The following is a 23036-nucleotide window of genomic DNA, read 5'->3' as shown; positions in this document are numbered from 1 at the left end:
GAGAGGCCGCGACGGATGCGGCGGTCGGGATCGACCGATCGCCGGCATCCGTTCGCCTACGGGGTGGGTGCCGCGTCCCGGTCCCGGCCTGCGGCTGCTGAACGCTGTTCGGCCTCCAGACGCTCCGCCTCTTCGCCGCCGATCGCCTCGCCTCGGGCCACGAGGCCGGCGACGTCTGACAGCGGGATCTCCTTGAGGAACAGCGAGAGGACGAACGCGACCGCCATGAACGGCACGAGGTACCAGAAGACGGGTGCGAGCGCGTCGGCGTACGCCGTGACGATCGCGTCGCGCATCGGGCCGGGAAGCTCGTTGAGCGCCGCCGGGTCGATCGTGGCAGCCGCCTGCGAGGCCTGGTCGGCCGGAACACCGCCGCCGGTGAAGGCGGCGAGCAGGTTCTCGGTGAGGCGACTGGTGAAGATCGCGCCGAACACCGCGATGCCCAGCGCCGCACCCGCCTCGCGGAAGTAGTTGTTCGAGCTCGTCGCGGTACCCACCTGCGTCGCGGGCACCGAGTTCTGGGCGACGAGCACGACGACCTGCATGACCAGGCCCAGCCCGGCGCCGAACAGGAAGAGGTAGACGCAGATCAGCCAGATCGGGGTGTCGGCGGTGAGCGAGGTCATCAGCACCATCGTCAGACCCGTGATGAGGGTGCCGAGCACCGGGAAGATCCGGTATCGGCCCGTCTTCGTGATGAGCAGACCGGACACGATCGAGGTGCCCATCACGCCGATCATCATCGGGATCATGAGCAGACCGGATGCCGCGGCCGAGGTGCCCGACGACATCTGAAGGAACGTCGGCACGAACCCGATCGCGGCGAACATGCCGATGCCGATCACGAAGCCGATGAGCGTGGTGTTGACGAACACCGGGTTCTTGAACAGCGACAGCGGCATCACCGGATCCGCCGCGCGCGACTCGGTGAGGATGAACAGCCCCACCGCCACAACGAGGCCCGCGCCCCACATCCAGGTCGCCGGGGCGTCCCAGCCGTGCTCGCGGTCTCCGCCGAAGTCGGTGAAGAAGATGAGGCAGGTCGTGGCGGCGGAGAGGAAGACGACGCCCAGCCAGTCGATGGGCTTCGTCGCCTTCTTGCTCGGCAGCTTCAGCGCGAACACGGCGACGAGGAACGCCGCGATGCCGACGGGGATGTTGATGTAGAACGCCCACTGCCACGTGAGGTGGTCGACGAAGAACCCGCCGAGCAGCGGGCCGGCCACGGCCGAGAGGCCGAAGATCGCGCCGAGCGGGCCGAGATACTTTCCGCGTTCGGAGGCGGGGACGATGTCGGCGATGATCGCCTGCGAGAGAATCATGAGTCCGCCGCCGCCGAGGCCCTGCATGGCGCGGAAGACGACGAACATCCAGAAGTCCGACGCGAAGGCGCAGCCGATGGAGGCGAGTGTGAAGATGGCGATCGCGATGAGGAACAGGTTGCGCCGGCCCAGCACGTCGCCGAACTTGCCGTAGATCGGCATGACGATCGTGGTCGCCAGGATGTAGGCGCTCGTGATCCAGACCTGGTGCTCGACTCCGCCGAGCTCGCCGACGAGCGTCGGCATGGCCGTCGAGACGATCGTCTGGTCGAGACTCGACAGCAGCATGCCGGCGATGAGGGCGGAGAAGATGATCCAGATGCGCCGCTTCGTGAGGAGCATCGGGGCGTCGCCGGGCGCGGCGACGGGCGTGGGGGCGGTGGCGGTCATCGGGTGCTTTCCGGGGTCGTTCGGGAGGGGAATGGATTCAGGACGAAGGCGACTGCGTTGCGAACACCTCGCGAGCGGCGTCCAGCGACGCCTCGAGCACCTCCGCGAAGGTGCGGGGATCGTCGGGGTCGAGTGAGGCGGGCACGGCGAGGCGGGCGAGATGCCCGACGATCTGCACGGCGGCGGCGGCGCGCGGGTCGTCTTCGGAGAGGCCCTCGCGGCGGGCGACGAGGGCGACGTCCTTCTTCTCGTCCTCGTGGTGGCGCTCCAGCATGTGGGTCACGAGCCGGGGCTCACGTTCCGCGGCGGCCATGAGCTCGTGGGCGGACGCCTGATCGAACTCCAGCGCCGCCCAGCGGCCTTCGATGAGCGCGGCCAGGTCGGTCAGGAGCGATGCTGAGAGGGTTCCGGGCGCCGTGCGGGGACGCATCCCGACGAACAAGGCGTTCGCCTCTGCGTCGTCGGTGTGCAGCGGGATGCCAAGGACCGCATCCTCCTTGGATGCGAAGTAGTTGAAGAAGGTGCGACGCGAGATGCCGGCCTGCTCGCAGAGTTCCTCGATCGTGAAGCCGTTCAGGCCGGCGGCAGCCGTCGCCTGCCGAGCGAGGGACACCAGGATGCGCGTGGTCTCGGCGCGTCGACGTTCTCGCGTCGGTGTTGCACTTTCGGTCACGGAGTGCATTATTGCACTTTGTGCATTGAAGTGCACATACGACGAATGCCGCGACCCGGCGGGGTCGCGGCATCCGTTCTCTTGCGGTGTTATGCCGTCGCGGCGGCGTCCTCGCGCTTGGGCAGCACCCATCCCGCGCGCGGGAAGTGGCAGGTGTACCCGTTGGGGTAGGTGATCAGGTAGTCCTGGTGCTCGGGCTCTGCCTCCCAGAACGGGCCGGCGGGCTCGATCGTGGTGACGGCCTTGCCCGGCCACAGCCCCGAAGCGTCGACGTCGGCGATGGTGTCGCGCGCGACCCGCTCCTGCTCGGGTGAGAGCGGGAAGATCGCCGAGCGGTAGCTGGTGCCGATGTCGTTGCCCTGACGGTTCAGGGTCGACGGGTCGTGGATCTGGAAGAAGAACGCCAGGATGTCGCGGTACGACGTCTCGGTCGGGTCGAACACGATCTCCACGGCCTCGGCATGGCCGGGGTGGTTGCGGTAGGTCGCGTGGTCGTTCTCGCCACCGGTGTAGCCCACGCGCGTGTCGAGCACGCCGGGCTGGCGGCGGATCAGGTCCTCCATGCCCCAGAAACAGCCACCGGCGAGGACGGCGGTCTCGGTGTCGGGGTTCTGGGTGATGGCTCCGGTGTCGGTGGGTCCACTCGTCATGATGCGTGCTCCTGGTCGTTCGTGGTGGGCTCGAAGAGTCCGCGGTATTCACCGTATCCCTCGGTGACGAGGTCGGTGGCGGGGATGAAGCGCAGGGCGGCCGAGTTCATGCAGTAGCGCATTCCTCCGGCATCCCGCGGTCCGTCACGGAAGACGTGACCGAGATGGCTGTCGGCGCCCGACGACCGCACCTCGGTGCGGGGCATCAACAGCTTCCAGTCGGTCTTGGTCTTCACGGCGTCGGCATCGATCGGCTTGGTGAAGCTCGGCCATCCGGTGCCGCTGTCGTACTTGTCGTTCGACGAGAACAGGGGCTGCCCCGAGACGACGTCGACGTAGATGCCGGGCTCGTGGTTGTTCCAGTACGCGTTGCGGAAGGGCGGCTCGGTGCCGTCCTCCTGCGTGACGCTGAACTGCAGATCGGTGAGGCGACTCAGCGCCTCAGGGGTGGTGCGGTAGTCGGTGCTCTTCACTTCGGATTCCTCCTCGGGTGACGACGCTGGCTGCGGCGTCATAGGAGAGAACGGATGCCGGTTCCCATTTGGTCCCGCGAACCTGGGAGCGCGCTCTGAGTTCGGCGATCGGCAGTTCGCTAGATGTCGAGAAAGTCGCGGAGCCACATGCGCACTTCGCGTAGACAGCTCTCATCGACGCGCCCGGAGACGCGCGTGAGTCTCTCGCGAGCCAGCGTGCGCGGCTGCTCCGTCATCACCCAGGAGGGCCTGTCGAGCCCGCTCGGTCCGTCCACACGCACATGATTCGGCCAGCCCGCTTCGTCGGCGGTCACCACGACCGGCAGGTCGAGCGCACAGGCTTCGAGGTGTGCGCGCAGGCCGGTTCGTGCCAGGCGAGGGAGGTCGTTCACGACAGAGGCCAGGATCCCGGTCTCGCGCGCTGATGCTCGCTCGGTGACGAACGACTGCTCGAGGGAGCGCTGGGCGGCTCCGAGGTCGAACACGTCGGGATCATAGGAGCCCCACGGTCCGACGGTCTGCTGGATGCGCGTGCGCACAGCGTCGTGCCGCGGATGGCCCGGATCATTCAGCATGGCCGTCAGAACTTCGTGTTCGTAGGGTCCTCGGGCGCAGAAGAAGGGGGATCGCCCATCGCCGGAGACCACCCGGGCGCGCGGCTCGGACGCCATCGACAGGGCGATTCCGCTGTGCGCTGCGATCTGGGGATAGCGGGGCCCGGGCAGGGACTGGGGAGGAACGGCGGACCGTGACAGGTCTCGCCGCCGTGCGCAACCCCCTCCTCGATCTCGAGCCGGGCGGCGAAGGTGTCGGGGACACCTCTGGAGGCATGGATGAAAGCGATGACGTACCGCGGACCTTACAAGCTCCGCGTCGAGAGCAAGCCCGAGCCGAAGATCGAGCACCCGAATGACGCGGTCGTCCGAGTCGAGCTCGCGGCGATCTGCGGGTCTGACCTGCACCTGTACCACGGCATGATGCCCGACACGCGGATCGGGCACACGTTCGGTCACGAGTTCATCGGGACCGTCCAGGAGGTCGGCGGCTCGGTGCAGAACCTCAAGGTCGGCGATCGCGTGATGGTGCCGTTCAACATCTACTGCGGCTCGTGCTTCTTCTGCGCGCGCGGTCTGTTCTCCAACTGCCACAACGTGAACCCGAATGCGACGGCGATCGGCGGCATCTACGGCTATTCGCATTCGACAGGCGGCTACGACGGCGGGCAGGCAGAGATGGTGCGTGTGCCGTTCGCGGATGTCGGACCCGCGGTCATCCCCGACGACATCGCCGACGAGGATGCGCTGCTTCTCACCGATGCATTCTCGACCGGATACTTCGGTGCGCAACTGGCCGACATCACGGAGGGCGACACCGTGGTCGTCTTCGGGGCGGGCCCCGTCGGGCTTGCCGCGGCGCGGTCGTGCTGGCTGATGGGGGCCGGACGCGTGATCGTCGTCGACCACCTCGACTACCGCCTGCGCAAGGCCGAGCAGTTCGCTTTCGCAGAGACTGTCGCATTCGGGCAGGTCGACGACGTCGTGCGCGAGCTCAAGAAGCTGACGGACGGACTGGGTGCGGATGCCGCGATCGATGCGGTCGGCGCGGAGGCTGACGGGCACGTGCTCCAGCATGTGACTTCGGCGAAGCTCAAGATGCAGGGCGGTTCGCCGGTCGCGCTGAACTGGGCGATCGACTCGGTGCGCAAGGGCGGGACCGTGTCGGTGATGGGCGCGTACGGTCCGCTGTTCAGTGCCGTCAAGTTCGGGGATGCCATGAACAAGGGCTTGACGTTGCGTATGAATCAGGCACCGGTGAAGCGGCAGTGGCCGCGCCTGCTCGAGCACATCCGCGCCGGATACGTGAAGCCGAGCGAGCTGATCACCCACCGCTTCCCGCTCGACGAGATCGCGGAGGGCTACCACGTGTTCTCGTCGAAGCTCGACGACATCATCAAGCCGGTCATCACGCCGGCGGCCTGACGAACGCCCCTGACGATTCCGCGAAGGAGAACATCATGCCGTACACCGCTGACAAGCCCGAGCGAACCCCGACCGTCGATCAGCTGCGTTCCCGGATTCCGGGCTGGGGCGCCGACCTCGATCCCGCCGACCGTCCCGCGTTCCCCCGGGAGCAGCCCGGTCTGGTGACCGGTGCGCACTGGCACATGCCCGAGCAGCAGCCGTCGCGGGGTGGCGAGCGCGAGAAGTCGGTCGAGCACGAGCGCCTGACGCCCGTGTTCGGCACAGCCCAGCCGCTTCATGGCGTCGCCGGCAGGGTGCGCCGATTCGCGTACGACCGGTACAGCGAGGGCCAGATGGCTCATTGGCTGCTGCTCGTGGTGGGTGACCGGATCGATGCCGTGAGCGCGCACGCGAAATCGCTCTTCTCGAGGCATCCGGACGACCCGATCACGCAGTCCGGGATGCTCGGTGAGCGTGGTCGCCGTCCGTTCGCCTCGCGCTTCGGGCGCGGGCGGGTGGATCTCAAGCACACGTGGCTCGACCCGATCCTTGTGATCGGACCTTGGGTGCTTGCGACCGTGCTCGTGTTCAAGCTCGGCCGCGCGATCGTGCGGCCGCGGTCCGCACGAGGGTGAGTCCTGCCACTCCGCGCGTGGTGCGGGTGCGACGCGCGCCGTCCCGCCGACGGGCGTCCGCTATCGTGCTGAGGTGCTTCCCCGAGATACGGCAAGGCTTCGTTTTCGTCACATGAGGCCGGCGGACCTCGATGCGATGGCGGCCCTCTTGGGCGACCCCGACGTCATGCGGTTCTACCCCGCGCCGAAGACCCGCGAGCAGGCGGCGGCGTGGATCGCATGGAATCAACGCAACTATGCCGAGCACGGCTACGGACTCTGGATCATCGAGACGCACGCCGGGGAGTTCGTAGGAGACTGCGGCCTGACATGGCAGCAGGTCAACGGAGCGAGAAAACTCGAGGTGGGGTACCACGTCGTCCCGGCGTGGCAAGGTCGCGGCATCGCGACCGAGGCTGCCGCAGCGTGTCGCGACTTCGTACGTGAACACCTCGAGGTGCAGGAGCTGGTCGCCATCATCCACCCGGACAATCGCGCCTCCGAACGAGTGGCCGAGAAGATCGGCATGCACCGGGTCGCAGACGACCACGCCGGAAGCGACGCCCGCCGGATCGTTCTGAGCGCCGTTCTCTAGCAACGCGTCCTCGTGAACGGACTCCTGTCGGTCGGGCGCTGTCAGCGACGAGAATCGGGGCATGGCGACGCAGCTGCTGATGATCTCCGATACGCACATCCCCGGGCGCGCGCGGCGCCTTCCGGAGGCGCTGCTCCGCCAGGCGGATGCCGCGGATCTCATCATCCACGCCGGCGACTGGGTCGTGGCATCCGTACTCGATGAACTCGAGGAGCACGCGCCGGTCCTCGGCGTGTACGGCAACAACGACGGCGCCGATCTTCGCGCGCGGCTGCCCGAGATCGCTGAGCGCACGATCGGCGGCCTGCGGCTCGCGGTGATCCACGAGACCGGTCCCTCCCAGCGCAGGGAGATGAGGATGGATGCGGCGTTCCCCGGGATCGACGTGCTCGTGTTCGGCCACAGCCACATCCCGTGGGACACCACGACGCCGCGGGGCCTGCGACTGCTCAACCCGGGCTCGCCCACCGACCGCCGCCGGCAGCCCGTGCACACGATGATGACCGCGCTCGCCGACGATGGTGCCCTCCGGGATGTGCGCATGCTCCCGCTGTGAGCCCCGGCGAGTACGCCTCCCGTAGCCTGGAACCTCCGCCGACCCGAGGAGACTGCCCGAAAAGCTGGCGCCCGGGCTGACGTGTTCGTAGGGTGAACGCGTGCGAGCCGTTGTGTATGAGCGCTACGGCGGCACCGAGATGCTCGAGCTGCGCAACGTGCCGACACCCGTCGCGGGGCCCGGCGAGGTGCTTGTCGAGGTCGTCGCGACGTCGATCAATCTCTCGGACTGGGAGAACCTCCACGGCTCGCCCGCGTACGCGCGCATCGGCGGGCTTCGGCGACCGCGCCATCAGGTGCTGGGTTCCGACATCGCCGGCCGCGTCGTCGCACTCGGGCCAGGGACGAGGCGCTTCACGGTCGGTGACGAGGTTTTCGGCGACACGCTCTCGACCGGCAGCGGCGGATTCGCGGAGTTCGTCGTCGTGCCCGAGACCGCTCTCGCCGCCAAACCCGCTCGGCTGTCGTTCGCCGAGGCATCCGCGATCCCGCAGGCGGGCGCCATCGCCGAGCGCGCAGTCGCCCTCGCAGAGCCAGGATCGCGGATGCTGCTCAACGGCGCGGGCGGAGGCTCGGGCTCACTGGCGATCCAGCTGGCGGTGGCGAAGGGTGTGGCGGTCACGGCGGTCGACAACGCCGGCAAGCTCGACTATCTGCGCGAACTCGGTGCGCGGAGGGTCATCGACTATCGGCGCGAGGACTTCACTCGCACCGGCCCTTACGACGTGATCGTCGACCTGGTCGCGCGGCGTTCGATCTTCGCGTACCGGCGTGCGCTCGCGAAGCACGGGCGCTGCGTCATGGTGGGCGGAACGGCGCGGACCCTCGTGCGCATGCTCACGGCCGGTCCCCTGCTGGGAGCGGTGACGGGCACGCATCTCGGGGTGCTGTTCGTTCACCAAGGTCCGGCCCACTTCGCGACCATTGCGGAGAAGTGCGCGAGCGGTGAGATCACCGTGCGGATCGACCGTGTCTTCGGTCTGGACGAGGTGCCGGCCGCGCTCACCTGGCACGGCGAGGGCAGGGCGCTGGGCAAGGTCGTCGTCGCGGTGAGATCGCACTGAGCTTCGCCTCACCAGGACGGGCGGTGGAGCCGGTCCGCATACGCTGACGCAACATCGCCTCGCGTGGACTGGACCCAGGCCGGCTGTACCCGACGCCGGCCAGAAGGGCCTCTCATGACCGACATCACCACGACTCGCCGTCCCGGCATCCGGTTGCTCGTCGCCGGACTGGTCGCCGCCGTCATCACGATCCTCACCCTCGCCCCGCCGTCGATCGCCGCGCCCGCGCGCCGCGCATTCATGCAGGTGGCGGTGGCGGTCGCCGAGCCCGTCGTGCGGTGGATCCCGGCAGGTGACTCAGAGCAGGTGCTCAACACGCTGCTGTTCGTACCCCTCGGCGCCACGATCGCACTGCTGCTGAGCCGCCGGCTATGGCCGATCGCGATCCTCGCGGGGTTCGCGCTGTCGGCGTCGGTCGAGTACGCGCAGGCCTCCATCCCCGGGAGAGTGCCAGACCCCGCAGACGTGCTGTGGAACACCGTCGGCGGCGCCATCGGTGTCCTGCTGGTCACAGTGCCGCGTCTGATCGGCGCCGCCGTGCAGCGCGCACGCCGTCGATCGAGCGCACACGTCGATGCGCGCGTCAGCGCGGGAGTGTGACGCGCGCTTGAAGACCGCCCTCGGGAAGAGGGGTCAGGTCGAGCGATCCGCCATGGGCGCGCGTGATGGAGGCGACGATGGCCAGGCCCAGGCCTGCGCCGTCGCGGCCGTCGCCGCTGCGGGTACGCCCGGCGGCGCGCACGAAGGGCTCGGTCAGCGTCGCCACCACGCCCCGGTCGAGCAGTGCCCCGCTGTTCGCGACCACGAGTGCGGCGGGCGAGGCCGAGACCGAGACGCGCACCCACCCTCCCTCGAGGTTGTGCACCACCGCGTTGTGCACGAGGTTCGCCGCCAACTGCCCCAGCAGTGCGCGATTGCCGGTCACGACAGCGGGCGCCAGCGCCGTGTCGATGCGGATGTCGCGGGCCGCGGCATCCGCCCGCTCGTCGTCCACGCACTCGGCCACGACCGTCGCGAGATCCACCGAGTCGGTCTCCAGCGCCGACCCGCGGCCCACCCGGGCGAGCATGAGCAGGGCCTCGGTCATCGCGATCGCGCGATCGTTTGGTGGTGCCGATGCGCTGCAGCACGACATCGATGTCACGGCCCTCGGGGTCGGCCTGAGCCACCTCGACCATCGTGCGGATGATCGAGTGAGGGGTTCGCAGCTCGTGTGAGGCGTTCGCAGCGAAGCGCCGCTCCTCGTCGATGGTGTGCTGCACGCGCTCGAGCATCGCGTCGAACGTGTCGGCGAGTTCGGTGAGCTCGTTGCGCGGTCCGGGAAGATCGACCCGCTGCGCCAGCTGCCCGTCGCGGGCGCGGCGGGCGACATCCGTGATGCGGTCCAGCGGGCGCAGCATCACGCCGGCGAGCAGCCAGCCGCCGACGAGCCCGAACACGAGGAGTCCGCCGATCGCCCACCAGGTGTAGCGGATGAACACCTCGAGCAGGTTCGTGCGGTTGGGTGCCGCGCCGCCGCCGACCACGTAGACGGCGCCCTCGGGCACGAAGCGCAGCAGCAGGAACCCGACGGCGAAGAGGGCGAAGCCGGCGACCACCAGAAAGCCGGCGTAGCTCAGAGTGAGCTTGATCCGTACCGACAGACCCGGCTGGCGCTCCTGCCCGGGCGAGGTCACGTGCTCATCCGATATCCGACGCCCGGTACGGTCTCGATCACCCACGGTTCGCCGAGGCGCTTGCGCAGCGTCGAGATCGTGATGCGGACGGCGTTGGTGAACGGATCGGCGTTCTCGTCCCACGCGCGCTCCAGCAGGTCCTCGGCGCTCACGACGCCGCCACCGGCGGTCATGAGCACGTCGAGCACCGCGAACTGCTTGCGGGTGAGGGCGACGTAGCGACCGTCACGGAACACCTCGCGTCGAAAGCGGTCCAGGCGCACGCCGGCGACCTCGACGATCGGAGGCGTACCGGCCGCCGGCCTTCTGCCCAGCGCGCGCAGTCGCAGCACCAGCTCGCGCAGCGCAAACGGCTTGGTGAGATAGTCGTCGGCACCGCTCTCGAACCCGGTGGCCTTGTCGTCGAGTCGGTCGGCCGCGGTGAGCATGAGCACCCGGGGGCTTTCCGCTTCGCCCGCGAGGTGGCGGGCGATCGCATCCCCGTTCGGACCCGGGATGTCGCGATCGAGCACGACGACGTCGTAGCTGTTGATCGACAGCTGCTCCAGCGCCATATCGCCGTCGCCCGCGATATCGGCTGCGATCGCCTCGAGGCGCAGCCCGTCGCGGATCGCCTCGGCGAGGTAGAGCTCGTCCTCGACGATCAGCACGCGCATGCGCCCAGCCTAGGCGGCACGGCATATCGCCGAGATATGAGTTTTCGCGTACGGTGCGGCAACGCGCGCACGCGTGGGATGGGAAGCATGCCGCGTCCCGTCGTCGACTCGCCCGCACCCGTCCTGCCGGCCCGGCAGCCGTCACCGCGGGCTCGCCGCCTCACCGTTGCTGCTCTCGGCGTGTGCGTCGCCGCGCTTCTCGCGGCCCTGGTCACCGTGCTCGTGCACGTCAATGCCGCGTCGGCGGGAGCCACGTCGGCGCTCACCGCCGATGCCGGGCACATCCCCGAGGGGACGATCGTCACACTGCACGACAGCGACGTCCCGGCGATCGCACGACTGGATCCCGCGCTTCTGACAGCACTGCGCCAGGCGGAGGCGGACGCCGTGGCCGACGGCATCCCGTCCTTTCACGTGACCAGTGGCTGGCGCAGCCCGGGCTATCAGCAGTGGCTGCTCGAGGACGCCGTCGAGCGTTACGGGGACCACGACATCGCGAGCCAGTACGTGGCCACCCCCGACAAGTCGCAGCACGTCACCGGCGACGCCGTCGACATCGTGCCGCTCGACGCCCAGCTGTGGCTCATCGAGCACGGTGCACGGTACGGACTCTGCCAGACCTACGCGAACGAGCGCTGGCACTTCGAACTGGCCACCCCGCCGGGGGGAGTGTGCCCGGACATGAAGCCGGATGCCACGGCCTGACCTGCTGCCCATGGCGTCTCCGCGCCCGCTCGTCAAGGGGATCCCGGAATTAACCTTGCCCGCCTAGCCTGGCTGTCGTGGGAGAGCGAGTAGATGCCCAGCCCGACCACTCGGGCTTCCGGGCCGACATCCAGGGGCTGCGCGCGGTCGCGGTCGGGGCGGTGCTGCTCTACCACGCGGGAGTCCCGTTCCTGCCAGGCGGCTACGTGGGCGTGGACGTCTTCTTCGTCATCTCGGGCTTCCTGATCACGTCGCACCTGCTCGACCAGCTCCAACGGCACGGCAAGCTGCGGTTCGGGGAGTTCTACGCTCGCCGGGCCCGCCGCATCCTTCCTGCGTCGTTCGTGGTGCTGATCCTGTCGGTCATCGCGGCCCTCATCTGGTACCCGCCGCTGCTCATGCGCGACGTGTGGGCGGGGGCTGTGGCGACGGCGCTGTACGTGCCGAACTACTTCTTCGCGGCGGCGGACGCCGACTATCTCGCCGAGGTGTCGACGCCGTCGCTCTTCCAGCACTACTGGTCGCTCGGCGTCGAGGAGCAGTTCTACCTGCTGTGGCCGGCGCTGCTCGCGCTGACGTGGGCGCTGATCCGCACCCGGCGCGCCCTCACGGGCGTGCTGGTCGCCGTTGTGGTGACCTCGTTCGCCCTCTGCGTGGGGCTGACCTTCCAGTCGCAGCCATGGGCGTTCTTCTCGCTGCCGACCCGCGCGTGGGAGCTCGGCGTCGGAGGCATCGTCGCCGTCCTCCTGCAGCATCGGGCACGTGCGGTGCCCGAGCGGTTCGCGCCGCTGCTCGGGTGGGCGGGGATCACGGCGGTCGCCGCATCCGTCGTCTTCTTCTCGGGTGAGACCCTCTTCCCCGGGGCCGCCGCGGCGCTGCCCGTTCTCGGGACGGCGGCCGTCATCGTCGCAGGAGAGACGGCCGGCGGGCCCACGCGCATGCTGTCGACCCGCTCGATGGTCTTCGTCGGCGCGATCTCGTACTCGCTGTATCTCGTGCACTGGCCGGCACTCGTGCTGCCCGAGGCGGCGATGCCGGGCCGCCTGCCGCTGTGGGCGACGCTCCTCATCGCCGCTGTGTGCGTGCCGGCGGCGTGGCTGCTGTATCGGTACGTCGAAGATCCGGTGCGCAAGGCGCCCGTGCTCACGCGAGCCCGTGCGCGGCTGACACTCATCGGCGCCGCTGCCGGGTCGGTGGCGTGCCTGGGCATCGCGACCGGAGCCTACGCGCTCGCCGACACCCGGCCGCTGAACGTCGAGCGGGCGGCCTCCGAGACGGTCATCGTCGACTCGCCGCGCGGCACCGACTATGTGCCTGAGAACCTCGCGCCCGAGCTGCGCGAGGCGCGCGAGAGCCTTCCCGAGATCTATGACGACGGGTGCAACCGAGGCACGGGAGTGACGGATGCCGAAGGCTGCGTCTACGGCGATGTCGACGCTCCGCGCATCGTGCTGTTCGGCGATTCGCACGCGGCGCACTGGTTCCCCGCGGTCGAGGGCTTCGCGACGGACGCCGGGTTTGCCGTCGAGGTGCACACGAAGAGTTCGTGTCCGGCCGCCGACATCGAGACCCTCCGGCAGGGCAGTCCGTATCCGCAGTGCCCGGAATGGCGTGATGCGGTGATCGACCGCATCAACGATTCTCAGCCGGCGCTGGTGCTGCTCGCCACGTTCTCGGACGCGGAGCTCGCGCCGGACGTGGAGGATGAGCCGGCGATGTGGGATGCCGCGTGGGGGCGCACGATCGATGCGATCGACGCGCCGGTGGCCGTGCTCGCCGACACGCCCGACATGCTCGAAGATCCCGCGCCCTGCCTGTCGGCCAACCTGTCGGCGGCCGAAGCGTGCGGTCAGCCGCGCGATCGGGCGCTCGAGGGTGCGTCGCGCGAGGCCCAGATCTCGGCGACCGCGAGCAGAGGCATCCCGCTCATCGACCTGAACGAGTACCTGTGCGACGACGACTGGTGCCCGCCGATCATCGGCAACACGCTGGTCTACCGCGACTCGCACCATATGACGGCCGAGTTCAGCGCCGACCTCGCTGACGTGCTGGGCGAGGCTATGCGTCCGCTGCTGAAGCAGACGCAGTAGCCCGGCGCCGATCGCGCACCGCCCCGGCGACCGACACGGCTGCGTACAGGAAGAGTCCACCCGCGACGATCGCGAGGACGACGGTGCGGTTCGCGCCGTTGAGGATGCTGTTGACCCAGCCGAGCAGCGGCAGGCTGTACCAGAGCGTCCCGCGGATCTGCACCTCGCGTACCGGCTCGGGATCGACCGCGTCGTTGTTGTCGCCCTTCGTCACGAACGTCAGCTCGCCGTCGGTGTAGGTCTTGGCGGTGACGCGGTGACTGACGACAGCCGATTCACCGGAGCGGATCTGGTACGTGACGACGTCGCCCACGCGGATGTCCTCGACCGGGGTCGGACGGATGACGACGAGCGTGCCCGGCGGAAGCCCCGGCTCCATCGATTGCGTGAGCACGGTCATGGCGCTGCCACCCACGAGCGTGGGGAGCCCGATGACGGCCACCGCGATCGCGAGGAGCAGCACCAGCACCGATGCGCTGAGCGACACAGCGAGGTAGTGCAGGAGGCTCTGGCCCTCGTTCCTGCGGCGCAGCTCGGCACGAAGACGGGGCGCGGCGGGGATCCGAACGCCGGCGGTGGATGTCAGAGGAGTGGAGGCGGTCATGAGCAGTGGTATCCGGGGAAGAACTGGAGGGGATCGAGAAGACCGGTGGAGCGCGTCACACTGACCGTGGCGCTGGCCGGCGCGGTGGTGCCGGAGCCGGTCGTCTCCCTCGCCTCGACGGCGAGGGCGTGGCGACCGTTCGAGCTGATCGCATGGCCGCTCAGCACCGTCGACACGGTCGAGCCGGCGCTGTTCACGGTGGCGACGGTCGCCCCCGACGCGGTGTCGTACACGCGGTAAGACAGGGATGCCGCATCCGCCCGGTTGAGGGGAGCGCTCCATGTCAGCCTGACGTCATTCGTGAATGGCACCGGCGCGCACATCGGGGTGCCGGCTGCGGCCAGGCGATACACGGATTGGGTCACGGCAGCGGTGGTCGCCGACGTCGTCCAGCTGGTGCCGACGGCGCCCTTCACACCGAACGTCGCCGTGACGCTCTGGCCTTGCAGCGAGGCGTTGGAGGCTCCTTCGACCTGGGTCGACACGCACACGACGACAGAAGCGCCGGGAGCGAGCGTGCGGGCGGCTGCGGGCAGCGCCGGCGCCGCGTCGGCCAGAGTCGTGATGACCGCACCGAGTGGTGCGGTCGCGCCGCACATGCCGGTCCACAGACGGAGCATGGTCTTCTGAGCGAGTGTCGCGTGCCCGGTGACGCTGCTCGTGAGGCTGTACGACAGCGGGGCCCCGCCATTGTTCCGGATCGTCAACTGGCCGGCGGCAGCGGTGGACGTGGTGCCGGCGTAGCGGTAGCTCGTGCTGAGCGCACCGGTCTGCTCGATCGCGGTGGCGATCGTGGTCGACGAAGCCGACGCCGAGACCGAGGCGCTCGCCGTCCATCCGGCGACCGCGGCGCCCGAGCCGCCGAGCACAGCAAGGGTGACGAGGGCGGCCACCGCTGCGGGGATACGGGGGCGGATCACGGCCGGACCTGCGTTCCCGAGATCGTGAGGGCGAGACCGGATGCTGCGGCGCCGGCGGCCGTGGCGGGTGCGTCGTGCGGCATCCCGACGCCGATGCACAGGAGGGCGGACGCTCCGGGGCTCAGAGTCACACGAAGGTCGGCGGCTGCACTTGCGGCCACGCGCGTCGTGGCGCCGACGGGGACGCGTCCGGCGGTGCAGTCGCCGGCCGAGGCGATCTGTGCCGCCGAGATGACCAGCGACGTGGTGAACGGCGTGGGAGTCGCCGGTCCCTTGGCCGGCTCGAGTGCCAAGGCGAGGGGCGTGGTGCCGGTGTTGCGGACCGTCGTCGCGCCGTACGTGGTGAGGCCCGGATACAGCCCGGTCGCGTTCAACTGCAGGCCGGTCGTGGTGAGGCTCGCCGATCCGGTCTGCAGGGTGGTCGCCGCCGCGGCCGGTGCCGCCACGCTCCAGGCAGCGAAGGTTCCCCCGCCGGCAAGCACGCCCACGATGATCGCGCCGGCGGTGGCGAGCGCGCCGAGCAGCAGCCGAACCGGCGCCGATGTGCGGCGTGGTTCGCGCTGTGCAGCGTGGCGGCGGGCGCGGCGGCTCATGCGGGCTCCTCTTCGGTGGTCGCGCGGAGGAAGGGCTCGCCCCGTGGGGGCGAGCCCTTCGTCGTCACTTGGTGTTCTGCGTGAGGCTGACGGTGAGGGCGTCGAGCGTGACGGCGCCGTTCATCGCGTTGTTGTTGCCGCCCACGGTGTCGCCGTAGGGGAACGTGATCGTGACGGTCACGGTGACGTCCTGGCTCACCGCACCGGCGCCGGGGGCGACCGTGAAGGTGGGGCCCGTGCCGGTGATGCCGGTTCCCGACGCGGTGAGCACGGCGGACTCGGTCAGGTAGCCCGCCAGCGCGACGTCCGCAGGCTTGGTCGCGTCTGCCGGCGCGATCGACGCCTCACTCAGTGCGAGCGTCGCCTGCAGGCTGTCACCCTCCGCACCGACCTTCATGGTCTTGGTGTAGGTGAGGACGTCGCCGGGGGCGACGCGGTAGGAGGCGATCGAGACCGGCGCGCCGTTGGCCGTCCAGGTGGCCGGGGTAGCCGAGTTCTCGACGACGAGGTTGCCCGCGACGATGGACGCGCCCTCTGCGGTCGCGGAGGAGTTCCACGTGGCGAACGTCCCTGCGCCACCGAGGAGCAGAATGACGCCGGCGGTGGTGGCGATCGAGGCCTTGACGATCTTCTTCATGGTGATGTCCTTCTGCGGGCTCCGCCCGCCGTGATGGGGAGTATGAGGTGCCGACCAGGAGACTGCTGGGGCGGCTCCGGGCACGTTCACAGTCTCGGACTCCGACCGCAACGCTCCGTTGAGTCACGGCCAGGGCCGACGCAAGATCACGGCAAGATCGGGCCCGGGGTGGGAGCGGTTCCATTCGAAGCGCAAGGACAGCGCAAGATCTCGCTGAGACGCGGCGCGGCGGCGCCCGTGGCCCCTGTCAACCCCGCTCCCGACGAAGGCGCGCACGTGCAGGCTGGGCGGATGGACACAGATCGCGATCCGCGTCACCAGGGCGACGACGAGAATGACACCCTCGCCGGTGGTGACTTCACCGATGAGCTGACCGACGGGCAGGCTGAAGCCGACGACGAGAGCGGGAGCACCGGCGGCGCCGCAGAGCGCCGCGCACAAGGTACCTGAGACACCGGCGACCTCTCGGGCATACCCTCAGGGCATGGGTGTCATCGAGTTCGAGCTGTCGCGCGTCGTTCCCGCGGGCATCGCCGACGTCTTCGCTCGTCTCGCCGACATCGAACGCTACAGCGATTGGATGCCCGTGAAGGGGAGCATGCTTCGGCGCACCCGGCAGACATCCCCTGGCGCACCCGGACTCGGAACGACCTACCTCGACGACACGTCGTTCGGACCTACCCCTGGCGAGATCTCGGAGTTCGAGCCACCCCACACCCTCGTCTACCACTGGTGGGACAAGACCAAGAAGGGGACGCTCCAGCTCGAGGGCTGGCCGGCATACCGGCTCGAGGCCACGGACGAAGGGTCGACGCTCGTGCATCATCACGCCGAGGTGCGCACGTACGGCATGTATCGGCTCGCGACCCCTGTGCTGCGACGAATCGCGGTGAAGGAACGCACCGCGACGCTCGAGGCGCTGGCGATGTCCTTCGGGGCCGCGGAGCGGGCGACCGGCTGAAAGGGAACGCGCCCCGGATCGGCGGGAAAGGCGCCGGAGCGAGCGGTCGAGGCGACGTAATCGCCCCCCCGGCGGGTCAAGCCGACCCGCTCCACGGCGCCGGCACGATCACCCAGACCACCGTCGCCGGCTTGCCGCCCTCGACGTTCCACGTGTGGGGCTCCCGGCCGGGAAACGTGAGCGCGTCCCGGCGCTGAGCCCGACGGACCGGTCCGCGAAGCGCACGGTGAGGTCGCCGGCGAGCACGTGCACCACCTCGACGTCGCAGTTGATCGTGTAAAGGTCCGAACCGCCGTGGGCGTCGGGTTCGAGCTCGGAGCGCAGCAGCTGAACGCGGTGCTCGCTGCGAGGCGACATGAGGCGCTCCTCGGCGTGGATGCCGCCGAGATTGATCCGAGGCGCGTCCGAATACGACACGCGCTGGATGGCCGGCTCGGTGAACAACGCGCCGACCGGAAGCGACAGCACCTGGCACAACTGCACGAGAGTCGAGACACTCGGCGACGTCTCCTGCCAGCGTGCGTTGCGCTTGCTCGAAGCGCGAGTCGCGTTGATTTGCCATGTCGCCGCAGTCATCTTGCCCCGAGCCACTGGCGTGAGAAACGGGACCCCCGCGCGCAGGGGCGTCGTCCTGCTGGAAGCTAGGACCCGGTCGCGAATCACCACAATCCAGGTCAGGTAGTCTGCGAACATCAATCTCGGCGGCCTTGATCGCCAACACGATGGAGTCCCGGTTGCTGCTCAATACCGTTCAACCGCATAAATCGATCACTGCCACGCCCAGCGCTGACGACCTTCCTTCATTCACTCTGATCACGGGCTTGAATGGATCGGGCAAGTCTCACCTTCTAGAGTCCATTGACATCTTTCACACGCAGTGGCCGGGTATTGACGATCGAGGTCGCCGCCCCAAGCTGTTGACGACGGCGTCCCTCCAGCAAATCGACGCGCTGATGTCCGGTCCAGAGACACGTGAGCAAAAAGTCACACGCTTTCAGCAGCAGGTCTCTGGCATAGTCGAGGCCTTCCGTGGTCGACCCCAGTTCGAGGTTGAGTTACGCGCACGTCTCGTAAGCGACGGGGTTCTAACAGCGGCCGCTCTCGAGCGAGCCGAAGCAGCGGCCGGGCGCGCGGTGTTCGAATGGACACCTCAGGACTTCGGTCGGTACACGCCGCGCGAACTCGGGCACCTTGACCTGTTTGCGGTGTTAGTTGCAGACGTCTTTCACAACTATTCGTACCTCGAGACTATGAACTCGTTTCGTCAGTGGATGAGCGAGACGCGAGGTCAGGACGCGTCGTGGCTGCCACCCGATGAGTTTCAGACTCTGTACGGTCCACCTCCTTGGGACACCCTCAACTCGGTCCTTGAGGACGTTGAACTGAACTACCGGTAGGCGACACCGGAGCCTACGACGACGGAGCTTGTGACCGCGCCGCCTCGCCTCGTTGACGTCGGAAGCGGATTCGAAGTTGCCCCTTCTAACCTTTCCACAGGAGAGAAGACGCTGCTTACGATCGCCCTCTCCGCGTACTCGGCCTCAAGTCGGCGGGACGGCGTTCAGCTTCCAAGCGTGATTCTGCTTGACGAGCCTGACGCTGCGTTGCATCCGCGAATGGTCGCGAGCTTGCTTCGTCTCGTGCAGTCGCAATTGGTTGGCGACCTCGGAGTCCCCGTCATCATGACAACTCATTCCCCAGCGACCGTCGCGCTCGCGCCAGAGGAATCCCTGTACGTGATGCGGAGGACAGAGGAACCGCGCCTGACGAAGGCCAGCAAGGACTCTTCCCTCAAGTCGCTCCTGGTCGGCGTTCCCACCGTGAGCGTGGTTGCGGAGAACCGGCGCGTGGTCATTGTCGAGAGCCCCAACGACGAGCGAATCTATACTCGGGCGGCCGCGGTCCTCGGAACAGATATCTCGCCTTCTCGATCTCTACAGTTCATGGCCGCCGGCAGCACGAATCTTCCGAACGGGTCTGCTGCCGTGGTCGACCTTGTCACACGGCTGCGCACCAATGGAAACAATCAAGTGTGGGGTCTAATCGACCGTGACTATCGAACATCGACGCCGCATCCGGCGGTGACCTTCGACCCGAGCCGCCACTCCATCGAAAACCTCTTTCTAGATCCTCTCGCGGTCGCGATCCTTCTTGTGCGAGACGGCGATCCGCGAGCTATCGCGGCGGGACAGCAGCGATACACGGGACTGCAGTTCGGCTCGGCGCAATTGCTCATCGACTGGATAACCGGCGAGGTGGTTGAGCCTGGCGACGACACAGACACCGCCACCGTCGCGTACGCGGGCGGCTCGGCCACCGTCTGCAGATTCTGGTCTGAGTTACGCGGCCACGACCTGAGTGCTCGCTTGCTCAATAAGTTCCCGTCGCTTCGAGCTCACCGGGATCGGCTTCTTGACGATGTTGCTCAGCACGTTTGGGCGGACCATCCTTGGTGCGTACCAAATCCGTTCGTCGAGACACTTCGAAGACTTGCCCACGACTGACCACGTTCGATCAACGGTCGTTCACCGATCACTCGTGCAATCTCGCTAGATGAGGCAAACTCCCAGCTGGCTTTTGATCGTCGGATGCACGAATACCCCCCTCGGCTCCGTTGTTCGCTTAGGTGCCTTATACGGCCGACCCTCCCAGCAGCGTGCGGGAGGGCAACGACGACGGGGCGGGCCTGCGAGAGCGGCCGCCTGAGGTCGCGCGGGGCACGATCGAGGGCGTGCGGTTCGCGATGTTCGCGCATACCTATTCCGTGGAATACCGTAACGCCGGCGGGCGCGCGGGCTGCTTGGCGCCGGGGCGGACCGATCTGCGACGGCGGCCCCGTGCACAAGGATGACCGCAGGGGTGGATGCCGGGCAGCTGCGGGATGTCGAGTTGCGCACTTCGACCCCGGCCTGGGCAGTTTGAGCGACGCGATGCCTTGATCGTGTCGGTGGTCTGCGCAAGCCTCGGGGTATCCGCATCTGATCACAAGGAGGACGAGCGATGTCCAAGGTCGTCTGGTTCGACATCCCGGTAGCCGACATGACTCGAGCGATCGCATTCTATGAGGCGCTCACCGGCGATCAGCTCGTCCGGCTTCCGGTCGGTGAGGGGAGGGAGACCGCGATCTTCGCCGCCGAGGACGGGGGAGCAGCGGGCTGCCTGTTCGCGGCGCCGGAGGATGAGCCGTCGCACTTCGGATCGCGGGTGTACTTCGATGCCGGACCCTCGATCGACGGATGGCTGGAGCGGGTGGAGCCAGCGGGCGGCCGCATTCTCATCGGTAAGACTGAGATCAACGGCGGGCGCGGCGTCTTCGCATACATCGAAGACAGCGAGGGCAACCGAGTGGGGTTGAACGCGCCGTCCTGAGCGACGCTCTCGTCTCTGCCCGCGTGACCCGCGACGACGTACTCGCGCAGATCAGCTCAGGGCGCCGACGTCCAGCGTGAACCGGTGCGCGCGCAGACGCTCGGCCAGCGACGAACCCATCGCGACCATCGGCGTCAGCACGCCGGCGCGGTCGGGGAGGTCGTCGAACGCGAGGCTGAGGGCCGACTCGGCGAGCATGATGCCCGTGCCTCCGTAGCCGGGGTCGTACGGAGCCGCGACCCGCGTGCGAACCGGCTGACCCTCGACAGGGTAGACGTCCACGTCGATCACGAACCGGCCGCGCTCGATCGCCTCGGCGCTCGGTCCGGTGCCCGGTGCGGGCAGAACCCGGTCAAGGAGCGCCCGAGTCGGTGGGAACGCCAACCCGGCGACCAGGGCCGCAGCTCCGGTGTTGATCGCTCCCGCTCGTGCGAATCCGGCGAACCCGCGACCGGTCGCCACGACCTCGCGGTACTGCATCAGCTGGCCGTAGCCCCAGCCGGTCAGGTAGTTGCTGCGCTGCACGATCTGCTGGTTGTACGCGCCCATGACGAATGGCGCCTGCCACGCACCCCGCACTTTGCCCCAGCCGCTGCCGCCGCGGCGGGGCAGCCGGACCGACGGCCCCGGTGTGAAGGCGTAGGGGTTGCCGATGAAGCGGCGGGTCGAGGCATCCGTCTTCGCCTCTTTCATCTGCTGGCGCAGGGAGTCGATGGTTCCTCCGCTGACGCCGCCGCGCAGCGACCGCACGCGCAGCGTCGCGGCGACGATCGGCACGCTGCCGGCGGCCTCATGGGCGAGACCGAGGCCGAGGTCGGAGGGGATGGAGTCGAAGCCACACGAGTGGACGATCCTGGCGCCGCTGTTTTCGGCAGCGTCGTGATTTCGCTCGATGCTGCGCGCGACGAAGATGCTCTCGCCCGAGAGGTCGGCGTACGAGGTGCCCGCGCGAGCACACGCGGAGGCGACCCTCATGCCGTAGCGCAGGTACGGCCCGACGGTCGTCGCGACCACCGATGTCGAGGCCGCGAGCCGCGCGACGGCGTCGTCGGCAGCGGTGTCGACCTCGAGGATCGGCCAGTCGACGCCGAGTTCGCGTTTCACATCTTGCAGCCGTGCGTTGGAGCGGCCGGCGATCGCGATCCGCGCGCCGTCTGGTGCCGAGTGCGCCAAGTGCCGAGCGGTGAACCTGCCGACGAAGCCTGACGCGCCGAGGAGGACGATGTCGTAGTCGCGGTCGTTCGTGCTCATGCCATGGGAGCGTACGGGGAACGGGCCGCCCTGGAAGCCCTCTTGCTCCACGCGAGCGGGTCGTCTATGCGCTCAGGTGACGTTGACGACGAACAGCGCTCCCGTTCCCACCGCGCAGACGGCGACCGCGACCACTGACCACGCGGCGATGCGGGGGACATCGACGTAGCGTCGGGTCCGAATGCCCGGACCGAAGCCGGCGGCGTCGGCTTGACGCACGAATTCCTCGAACCGAAGCGTATGCCGCGGCGGGGGTGGCTTCGTGACCGTCGACGATTGCTGCGGGTGCGTCGACGCGCTTGCCGCAGGTCGTGCCTCGCGTCGCGTCGTGGGAGGTGTTGTCGAGAAGGGCGCGGGCCCGGGCCCGGGCGCAGCAGCCGCTGGGCGGCGGTGTGTCGTATCGGCCGGAGGCGATCCGCTCCCATCCGGTCCTGGTGGCGGTGTCGTGATCGGATCGAGGAGAAGGAGGATGTCTCGTGCCTTGCGAGTCTGGTCGAACTGGCGCGCGAGTCGCCTCTTCTGCGCCTCGTCGGCGTCGGGGTGCAGGTCAGGGTGTAGCTCTCGAGCGCGCAGACGGAACGCTTCGCGTATCGCCGCATGGGTCGTGCCGCGCTCGACATGCAGGATCGCTCGTGCTTCGTCGAGGGTCACGGCGCCTCCAGAAGGTACTTCTGATAATTGCGCACCAGACGCTTCTCGCGCTCTTCCAGGGCGACGCTCGCGATTCGTTTCATCGCGGAACGAGTCTGCCGCGCACGGAGCCCTTCAGCGATGATCAGGCACGCGAGCGCCGCGAGCGCGCACGTGATGCTCAGAACGTTCAGGGCCGCGAGTGGCGGCAGTGAAAGCCGAACGATCAGGAGGACGATCCATACGATCACCAGCCAATCGCCAACCCGGCGGAGCGCATTGACGCGGCCGAACAGCCGAGCGCTCATGCGGTTCCACGTCGGATTCGGCCTCCAGTACTTCCAGCCGGTAGGCGCGGGCCGCAGGTGGTCGAGAGGCACCCATCCTTCGGGCGGATTCCAGAACGCGTTGGCGCGGATCCAGGCGTTGGTCGGTGCCGGCCATCCCGGCGGAACGCGGAAATCCGCCGCGACGTTGGGTACCCGGATGACACGCACGCCGAGATGCTATCGGCGGCGTCGACGGTCGAGCCCAAGGGGACGGCGCCGCGTCCCCAAGTTTCATCCAAAGATTTGACCGACCAGGATCAGGCGTGCGTCAGGACTTCGCGGCAGGCTGACACTACTGAGCGTTGACGGCAGACGCAG

At 68.4% G+C, this 23036-nt stretch carries 28 protein-coding genes and 2 pseudogenes; 13 read left to right on the top strand and 17 right to left on the bottom strand.

All coding sequences use genetic code 11. The features are described 5' to 3' along the window. Positions 1-56 precede the first annotated feature (56 nt). The 5 genes from HF576_RS03150 to HF576_RS03130 all read right to left on the bottom strand — a co-directional run bounded on the left by HF576_RS03150 (position 57) and on the right by HF576_RS03130 (position 4083). Entirely contained in the window at positions 57-1712 is a 1656-nt protein-coding gene (locus HF576_RS03150) for an MDR family MFS transporter (protein WP_168911308.1), read from the bottom strand. A gap of 37 nt (positions 1713-1749) precedes the next feature. Further along, positions 1750-2394, bottom strand: coding sequence for a TetR/AcrR family transcriptional regulator (locus HF576_RS03145; protein WP_168911307.1), 645 nt, complete (start codon positions 2392-2394; stop codon positions 1750-1752). An 80-nt stretch (positions 2395-2474) separates the two neighbouring features. Beyond that, entirely contained in the window at positions 2475-3035 is a 561-nt protein-coding gene (msrA, locus tag HF576_RS03140; protein WP_168911306.1) for a peptide-methionine (S)-S-oxide reductase MsrA, read from the bottom strand. After that, on the bottom strand, positions 3032-3550 hold the full coding sequence (gene msrB / locus HF576_RS03135; protein ID WP_168911305.1) for a peptide-methionine (R)-S-oxide reductase MsrB: 519 nt from the start codon (positions 3548-3550) through the stop codon (positions 3032-3034). Before msrB ends, msrA begins: the two co-directional genes overlap by 4 nt. A gap of 77 nt (positions 3551-3627) precedes the next feature. Next, positions 3628-4083 carry a type II toxin-antitoxin system PemK/MazF family toxin gene (locus tag HF576_RS03130; RefSeq protein ID WP_168911304.1) on the bottom strand — a complete coding sequence of 152 codons (456 nt, stop codon included), beginning with the start codon at positions 4081-4083 and terminating at the stop codon, positions 3628-3630. A 258-nt stretch (positions 4084-4341) separates the two neighbouring features. Between HF576_RS03130 and HF576_RS03125 the strand changes: the two genes are divergently transcribed. The 6 genes from HF576_RS03125 to HF576_RS03100 all read left to right on the top strand — a co-directional run bounded on the left by HF576_RS03125 (position 4342) and on the right by HF576_RS03100 (position 8897). Beyond that, positions 4342-5487, top strand: coding sequence for a zinc-dependent alcohol dehydrogenase (locus HF576_RS03125; RefSeq protein ID WP_168911303.1), 1146 nt, complete (start codon positions 4342-4344; stop codon positions 5485-5487). Between the two features lie 35 nt (positions 5488-5522). Further along, positions 5523-6104, top strand: coding sequence for a hypothetical protein (locus HF576_RS03120; RefSeq protein ID WP_168911302.1), 582 nt, complete (start codon positions 5523-5525; stop codon positions 6102-6104). Between the two features lie 73 nt (positions 6105-6177). Further along, positions 6178-6678, top strand: coding sequence for a GNAT family N-acetyltransferase (locus HF576_RS03115; protein WP_168911301.1), 501 nt, complete (start codon positions 6178-6180; stop codon positions 6676-6678). Between the two features lie 61 nt (positions 6679-6739). After that, on the top strand, positions 6740-7234 hold the full coding sequence (locus HF576_RS03110) for a metallophosphoesterase family protein (RefSeq protein WP_168911300.1): 495 nt from the start codon (positions 6740-6742) through the stop codon (positions 7232-7234). A gap of 100 nt (positions 7235-7334) precedes the next feature. Continuing rightward, on the top strand, positions 7335-8297 hold the full coding sequence (locus tag HF576_RS03105; RefSeq protein ID WP_168911299.1) for a zinc-binding dehydrogenase: 963 nt from the start codon (positions 7335-7337) through the stop codon (positions 8295-8297). 114 nt (positions 8298-8411) lie between these two features. Continuing rightward, the gene (locus HF576_RS03100; protein ID WP_168911298.1) at positions 8412-8897 is read left to right on the top strand and encodes a VanZ family protein; all 486 of its coding nucleotides are present in this window, start codon (positions 8412-8414) and stop codon (positions 8895-8897) included. Here HF576_RS03100 and HF576_RS20695 read toward each other — a convergent pair. The 3 genes and pseudogenes from HF576_RS20695 to HF576_RS03090 form a co-directional block, all read right to left on the bottom strand. Further along, positions 8881-9384, bottom strand: coding sequence for a sensor histidine kinase (locus HF576_RS20695; protein WP_343234154.1), 504 nt, complete (start codon positions 9382-9384; stop codon positions 8881-8883). The genes HF576_RS03100 and HF576_RS20695 overlap by 17 nt on opposite strands. A 229-nt stretch (positions 9385-9613) precedes the next feature. Further along, positions 9614-9697: pseudogene (locus HF576_RS20690) on the bottom strand (hypothetical protein); the annotation flags it as partial. 272 nt (positions 9698-9969) lie between these two features. Then, positions 9970-10629, bottom strand: a complete 660-nt coding sequence (locus HF576_RS03090; protein ID WP_168911297.1) for a response regulator transcription factor — start codon at positions 10627-10629, stop codon at positions 9970-9972. An 87-nt stretch (positions 10630-10716) separates the two neighbouring features. Here HF576_RS03090 and HF576_RS03085 point away from each other — a divergent pair, with 87 nt between their 5' ends. Further along, positions 10717-11334, top strand: a complete 618-nt coding sequence (locus HF576_RS03085; protein ID WP_168911296.1) for a M15 family metallopeptidase — start codon at positions 10717-10719, stop codon at positions 11332-11334. Positions 11335-11411: 77 nt separating this feature from the next. Further along, on the top strand, positions 11412-13424 hold the full coding sequence (locus tag HF576_RS03080) for an SGNH hydrolase domain-containing protein (protein ID WP_168911295.1): 2013 nt from the start codon (positions 11412-11414) through the stop codon (positions 13422-13424). On the opposite strand, the gene HF576_RS03075 is transcribed toward HF576_RS03080, so the two are convergent. The 4 genes from HF576_RS03075 to HF576_RS03060 form a co-directional block, all read right to left on the bottom strand. Further along, positions 13393-14028 carry a signal peptidase I gene (locus HF576_RS03075; RefSeq protein WP_168911294.1) on the bottom strand — a complete coding sequence of 212 codons (636 nt, stop codon included), beginning with the start codon at positions 14026-14028 and terminating at the stop codon, positions 13393-13395. The two genes, HF576_RS03080 and HF576_RS03075, sit on opposite strands and share 32 nt — an antisense overlap. Next, positions 14025-14948 carry a hypothetical protein gene (locus HF576_RS03070; protein WP_168911293.1) on the bottom strand — a complete coding sequence of 308 codons (924 nt, stop codon included), beginning with the start codon at positions 14946-14948 and terminating at the stop codon, positions 14025-14027. Before HF576_RS03070 ends, HF576_RS03075 begins: the two co-directional genes overlap by 4 nt. Next, a complete protein-coding gene (locus HF576_RS03065; protein WP_168911292.1) occupies positions 14945-15541 on the bottom strand; it encodes a hypothetical protein in 597 nt (198 codons plus the stop codon). The genes HF576_RS03070 and HF576_RS03065 overlap by 4 nt, the downstream gene beginning before the upstream one ends. Positions 15542-15605: 64 nt before the next feature. Beyond that, positions 15606-16178 carry an alternate-type signal peptide domain-containing protein gene (locus HF576_RS03060; RefSeq protein ID WP_168911291.1) on the bottom strand — a complete coding sequence of 191 codons (573 nt, stop codon included), beginning with the start codon at positions 16176-16178 and terminating at the stop codon, positions 15606-15608. Positions 16179-16469: 291 nt separating this feature from the next. On the opposite strand from HF576_RS03060, the gene HF576_RS03055 reads away from it, so the two are divergent. Together HF576_RS03055 and HF576_RS03050 are read left to right on the top strand one after the other, a co-directional pair. Further along, positions 16470-16628, top strand: a complete 159-nt coding sequence (locus HF576_RS03055) for a hypothetical protein (protein WP_168911290.1) — start codon at positions 16470-16472, stop codon at positions 16626-16628. Between the two features lie 34 nt (positions 16629-16662). Then, positions 16663-17139, top strand: a complete 477-nt coding sequence (locus HF576_RS03050; RefSeq protein WP_168911289.1) for an SRPBCC family protein — start codon at positions 16663-16665, stop codon at positions 17137-17139. A gap of 108 nt (positions 17140-17247) precedes the next feature. Here the strand turns inward: HF576_RS03050 and HF576_RS03045 are convergent, their stop codons facing one another. Beyond that, on the bottom strand, positions 17248-17715 hold the full coding sequence (locus HF576_RS03045; RefSeq protein WP_205834648.1) for an XRE family transcriptional regulator: 468 nt from the start codon (positions 17713-17715) through the stop codon (positions 17248-17250). 131 nt (positions 17716-17846) lie between these two features. Here HF576_RS03045 and HF576_RS03040 point away from each other — a divergent pair, with 131 nt between their 5' ends. From HF576_RS03040 to HF576_RS03030, 3 genes are all read left to right on the top strand, one after another. Further along, entirely contained in the window at positions 17847-18536 is a 690-nt protein-coding gene (locus HF576_RS03040) for a hypothetical protein (RefSeq protein WP_168911288.1), read from the top strand. Between the two features lie 30 nt (positions 18537-18566). Beyond that, on the top strand, positions 18567-19643 hold the full coding sequence (locus HF576_RS03035; RefSeq protein WP_168911287.1) for an AAA family ATPase: 1077 nt from the start codon (positions 18567-18569) through the stop codon (positions 19641-19643). Between the two features lie 496 nt (positions 19644-20139). Next, the gene (locus HF576_RS03030; RefSeq protein WP_168911286.1) at positions 20140-20508 is read left to right on the top strand and encodes a VOC family protein; all 369 of its coding nucleotides are present in this window, start codon (positions 20140-20142) and stop codon (positions 20506-20508) included. A 51-nt stretch (positions 20509-20559) separates the two neighbouring features. Here HF576_RS03030 and HF576_RS03025 read toward each other — a convergent pair whose 3' ends face one another. The 4 genes and pseudogenes from HF576_RS03025 to HF576_RS03015 all read right to left on the bottom strand — a co-directional run bounded on the left by HF576_RS03025 (position 20560) and on the right by HF576_RS03015 (position 22886). Continuing rightward, a complete protein-coding gene (locus HF576_RS03025; RefSeq protein WP_168911285.1) occupies positions 20560-21759 on the bottom strand; it encodes a saccharopine dehydrogenase family protein in 1200 nt (399 codons plus the stop codon). Between the two features lie 72 nt (positions 21760-21831). Further along, complete coding sequence (locus HF576_RS20235; RefSeq protein WP_240948622.1) at positions 21832-21978, bottom strand: hypothetical protein; 147 nt, start codon at positions 21976-21978, stop codon at positions 21832-21834. A 258-nt stretch (positions 21979-22236) separates the two neighbouring features. Further along, a pseudogene (locus HF576_RS20845) lies at positions 22237-22410 on the bottom strand (DnaJ domain-containing protein); the annotation flags it as partial. After that, a complete protein-coding gene (locus HF576_RS03015; protein WP_168911283.1) occupies positions 22407-22886 on the bottom strand; it encodes a hypothetical protein in 480 nt (159 codons plus the stop codon). The pseudogene HF576_RS20845 and the gene HF576_RS03015, both read right to left, overlap by 4 nt. Positions 22887-23036 lie beyond the last annotated feature (150 nt).

It is taken from the genome of Microbacterium salsuginis, assembly GCF_012524205.1.
Lineage (GTDB): Bacteria > Actinomycetota > Actinomycetes > Actinomycetales > Microbacteriaceae > Microbacterium > Microbacterium salsuginis.
The sequence above is the reverse complement of the archived record's forward strand: the minus strand, read 5'-3'. Positions and strand labels throughout refer to the sequence as shown.